This window comes from Streptomyces sp. NPDC058619 (assembly GCF_042717785.1).
Lineage (GTDB): Bacteria > Actinomycetota > Actinomycetes > Streptomycetales > Streptomycetaceae > Streptomyces.
Genome location: NZ_JBHXQN010000121.1, coordinates 1 through 5,455 on the forward strand (window position 1 = coordinate 1; position 5,455 = coordinate 5,455).

Consider the following 5,455-nt stretch of genomic DNA (forward strand, 5'->3'; position numbering starts at 1 on the left):
GCCCGATCCACCCCACCACGCGCCTGCACGACGAAGTCACGGAACGGCAACGCCTCCGGCAGATCCGAGCCCCGCCCCGCAAGGATCTCCTCCACTTCGCCGAGGATCACCTCCATCGCGGTGTGGTCCTGAACCATGTGGTGCATGCGCAGCAGTGCCAGCCACCGGCCCTCCGGCGCAGCAGCCGTATGCATCCGAATCAGCGGGGCCTGGTCCAGGTTCATGGAGAGGCCGACCTGGGCGACCAGCTCGCCTACCGGGTCGCTGCTCAAGGGGTCGAGTTCGGCCCCTTCGACGAGGAGTTGGGCGTTTCGCCACACCACCTGCACCGGCTCGCGCAGGCCCTCCCACACAATCCCGGTCCGGTAGATGTCATGCCGGTCCACGACCCGCTGCAACGCATCGACAAACGCATCCAGCCGTGCCCGCGAGTCGAACTCCACGGCCATCGGCGTCACATACGCGTCCTCACCACCATCCGCGAGCAGGTGGTGGAAGAGCAACCCCTCCTGCAACGGGGCCAGCGGATAGATGTCGGCGACGTTGGCCGCGCCCCCGTCCACGGTCGCAGTGATCCGCTCGATCTCCTCGGCGGTCAGATCGGCCAACGGGAGCATGTCGGGCGTGATCGCCCGCGCGCCCTCCGGAATGGCATTCGGTGGTACGACAACGCTCTCCGCACCGGATGCCTCAGCCGCGATGCCGGCCGCCGTCGGCGTCTGGAACAAGGTCCGCACCGACACCGAGATCCCACGACTACGCAGGACTTCCACCAGCCGGATCGCGAGGAGCGAGTGGCCACCCAGAGCGAAGAAGCTGTCGTCGACGCCGACACTGTCCACACCGAGGACTTCAGCGAAGGCCGCGCAGAGGATCTCCTCGCGCACCGTGGACGGACCACGGCCGGAACCGGTCGTGTACTCCGGGGCGGGCAGGGCCTTGCGGTCCAGCTTCCCGTTCACCGTCAACGGCAGACCCTCAAGAACCACCACCGCCGACGGCACCATGTACTCCGGCAACCGCCCAGCAGCAAACTCCCGCACAGACACGGGCAGACCATGAACCTCACCCTGCCCCGGAACTACATACGCGACCAGACGCTTGTCACCCGGAACATCCTCACGGGCGACCACCGCCGCCTGCGCCACCTGGGGATGCGCCGCGACAACAGCCTGGACCTCACCCGGCTCGATACGGAACCCACGGATCTTGACCTGCTCATCCGCCCGCCCCAGATACTCCAACTGGCCCTCGGCACTCCAGCGCACCAGGTCACCGGTGCGGTACAGCCGCTCACCGGCCGTACCGAACGGGCCGGCCACGAACCGCTCCGCCGTCAGACCAGCCCGCCCCACATACCCGCGCGCAAGACCCGAACCAGCCACATACAGCTCACCAACCACACCCGGCGCCACCGGAGAAAGCCACTGATCGAGCACGTACACACGGGTGTTGGGAATCGGTGAACCGATGTACGGCACATCACCGGCCGCCAGCGGCTGCGACATCGACACACACACCGTCGCCTCGGTCGGACCATAGGCGTTCACCAGCCGCCGACCGGCCCCCCACGCAGCCACCAGCCCTGAAGCCAGCGCCTCACCCGCCGACACAACCGCCGACAGCGACGGCACGTCCCTCGGATCCACCACACCCAGCACCGCGGGCGGCAGCGTCGCATGCGTCACCCCGTGCCGCGCCACCAACTCGACCAGACCGGCCCCTGGTACCAGCACGTCCGCCGGCGCCACAACCAGCCGGGCCCCGGCACACAACGCCACCCAGATCTCCGCAGAGGCAGCGTCAAAGCCCACGGACGCGAACTGCAGCACCCGGCTCGCACCATCCACCGCGAACCTCTCCGCCTGCGCCGCCACCAGCGACCCCACACCAGCATGCGGCACCACCACACCCTTGGGCCGGCCCGTCGACCCCGACGTGTAGATCACCCACGCCGGATGCGCCGCCAGCAGCACTCCACCACGGTCCGCATCCGACAACGGCGTGTCGACCAGGGCCTCCAACTCGCCGTACACAGAGGGCGCGTCCAGCGGAATTCGAGCCACACCCTGCGGCAGCGCACCCTGCGACGCCTCAGAGGTCATCACGCACAGCGCACCGGCATCCACGAGCATGAACTTCGCCCGCTCGGCGGGATAAGCCGGGTCGATCGGCAGGTACGCAGCCCCCGCCTTCGACACCGCCAGCAGGGCCACCACCAGATCGATGCCGCGCTCCAGACACACGCCCGCCACGGACTCCGGACCCACGCCCCGACCCACCAGCAGCCGCGCCAGACGGTTCGCACGCCCATCCAGCTCCGCATACGACACCTCAACACCGTCGGCGACAACCGCAACCGCGTCCGGCACCCGCGCCACCCGCGCCTCGAACAACTCCGCAAGCGTCCCCGCCGGCACCTCAGTAGCCGTGTCGTTCCACTCCACCAGCAACCGCCGACGCTCAGCCGCGCCCAGCACATCGACATCACTAAGCAGCAGGTCCGGATCGTTGGCGACCGTCTCGAGGACGAGGGCAAGACGCCCTGCGAGCCGTTCGACGGTGGCGGGCTCGAAGAGGTCCGCGGCTGCGATCAGCACACCGCGCAGCCCCGCAGGCGCGCCCTGTGCGTCGAAGGTCTCGCCCACGCTCACGTCCAGGTCGAACTTCGCCACCGTGGTGCCTTGGATCTCTGCCTCTGCGGCTCCCTCGGTGCGCATGCCGGACAGTTCCAGGACCGCCTCGGCGTTGTTCTGCACCGCGAGGGTCACCTGGAACAGCGGGTGCCGGGCCAGCGAGCGGGTCGGGGCGAGTTCCTCGACCAGGCGCTCGAAGGGCACGTCCTGGTGGGCGAACGCGGACAAACTGGAATCCCGTACCCGGGAAAGGAGCTCGCGGAACGTGGGGCTCCCCGTCAGGTCCGTGCGCAACACCAGCGTGTTGACGAAGAATCCGACCAGGTCGTCGAGGGCCTCGTCGGTGCGGCCGGCGTTCACCGAGCCGATGGGGATGTCGGTGCCTGCGCCCAGGTTCGACAGGAGTACCGCAAGCGCGGCCTGAAGTGCCATGGCCACCGTCACGCCCTCGGCGCGGGCTACCTCCGCCAAGCGCGCGTGGACCTCCGCCGGAATCTCCAGTGGCACGAGGTGCCCCTGGTAACTGGCGACCGCCGGGCGCTGGTGGTCGAACGGCAACTCCAGCTCCTCCGGTGCACCGGCAAGGGCCTTGCGCCAGTAGGCGACCTGGCGGGACATCCGGCTCTCCGGGTCCTGGTCGTCGCCGAGGAGTTCGCGCTGCCACAGCGCGTAGTCCGCGTACTGCACCGGCAGCGGCTCCCACTCCGGAGCCCGGCCCGCACAACGCGCCTCGTACGCCACCGACACATCCCGCGCCAGGGGCCGGGTCGACCAGCCGTCGCCGGCAATGTGGTGAATGGTCACCACGACCACGTGGTCCTCGGGACCGGCCGAGAACAGCCAGGCACGGAACGGCACTTCGGCGGAGAGGTCGAATGCATACCGCGTGGCGCCGTCGATCGCGTCGGCCAGCCCTGCCTCCGGCACCTCGGCCACGTGCAGGCCCCACTCCAGGTCCTCGAGGTCGAGGATGCGCTGGTAGGGCTCACCGTCTGCGGTCGTGAAGACCGTGCGCAGCACCTCGTGGCGGCCGATCACGTCCCGCAGGGCGGCGTTCAACGCGGCGGTGTCCACCGTTCCGTTGAGGCGCACGGTAATCGGGATGTTGTAGGTGGGGCTCGGCCCCTCCAGCTCGCCGATGAACCACAGGCGGCGCTGCGCGAACGACAGCGGCACCCGCTCCGGACGCTCCTGCGCCATCAGCGCTGTCCGGGCCCCGTCGGCCTCGTCGATGCAGGCCGCAAGCCCGGCCACCGTCGGAGCCTCGAACAGGACTCGGATCTCCAGTTCCACGCCGAGTACGACCCTGATGCGGCTGACGAGGCGCACGGCGAGCAGGGAATGACCGCCCAAGTCGAAGAAGTCGTCGTCGACCCCGACCCGGTCCAGGCCGAGGACTTCGGCGAACGCGGCGCAGAGGATTTCCTCACGGGCGCTGGCGGGGCCGCGGCCCACACGCGCCGCGGCTCCGTCCGGGGCGGGCAGGGCCTTGCGGTCCAGCTTGCCGTTGCCTGTCAGCGGCAGCCCGTCGAGGACCACCACCGCCGAGGGCACCATGTGCTCCGGCAGGCGCTGCGCGGCGAACTTGCGGATCGTCGCGGGCAGGCCCGGGTCCTGTGCGGTCTCCGGATCATCGGCCACGACATAAGCGACGAGGCGCCGGTCGCCGGGAACGTCCTCCCGGGCAATCACCACGGCCTGACCCACCAACGGGTGCGCAGCCAGAGCCGACTGGACCTCACCGGGCTCGATGCGGAAACCGCGGATCTTCACCTGCTCGTCGGTGCGGCCCAGGAACACCACCTGGCCGTCACCCGTCCACCGCGCACGGTCACCAGTGCGGTACATCCGCTCGCCATGCGTACCGAACGGGCTCGCCACGAACCGCTCCGCGGTCAGACCGGGCCGGCGCACATAGCCACGCGCGAGCTGGGTGCCCGCGATGTACAGCTCTCCGACGACACCCGGCGCGACCGGGCGCAGCGCGGCGTCGAGCACGTACAGGCGGGTGTTGCCGACCGGTGCTCCGACCGGGACCACTCCGTCGGCTACCCGCTCTGCGGTCAGGTGCCAGGTGGCGACGCCGATCGTGGTCTCGGTCGGGCCGTAGTGGTTGAACACGGCGCGGTCGCCCGCGGCCTCCAGGAGGTCCAGGACCCAGGCCGACCGGGCGGCTTCACCGCCGAGCACCAGCGACTTGGCGGGCAGGACCTCAGCCAGCCCGTCGGCGGTGCCGAGTGCTGCGAGGTGGGACGGGACCGCCTTGAGGTGGTCGATGCGGTGCTCGGCCAGGTACCGGCTGACGGCCGCCGGGTCGGTGACCGCGCCCTCGTCCAGGACGTGCAGTTCACCACCGGTGGTCAGGCTCGCGAACACCATGGTGTTGCCGAGGTCGGTGGCCTGCGCCTGGAGCAGCGCGTACCGGTCCCCAGAGGTTCCGAATCCAACTCGTGCCGGGACGGTGGCGACGTAGTTGGCCAGGGAACCGTGCGTGATCGCGACGCCCTTGGGGCGGCCCGTCGAACCCGAGGTGTAGATGACATAAGCCACGTGGTCCGGAGCGGTGGTGACCTGCGGTGCGGTGTCGGGTTCCATCGACAGCTGCATGACGACCAGCGGTTCGTCCACCGCGACCGCGCGGACCCTGCCGACGGGCAGTTCGTCGAGAATATCCTCGATGCTCAGGAGGAGCACCGCGCGGGTGTCCGCCAGCATGAAGGAGATCCGTTCGGTGGGCTGGGCGGGGTCGATGGGCAGGTAGGCCGCGCCGGCCTTCCACACCGCCAGGATCGCCGCGATCATCTCCACTCCGCGGCCCA

General features: G+C 69.8%; 1 protein-coding gene. It reads right to left on the minus strand.

The features are described from left to right. Positions 1-5,438 (minus strand): amino acid adenylation domain-containing protein (locus tag ACFWTC_RS38350; protein WP_384075124.1); only part of this gene is annotated, 5,438 nt, incomplete at its 3' end. Positions 5,439-5,455: the final 17 nt, after the last annotated feature.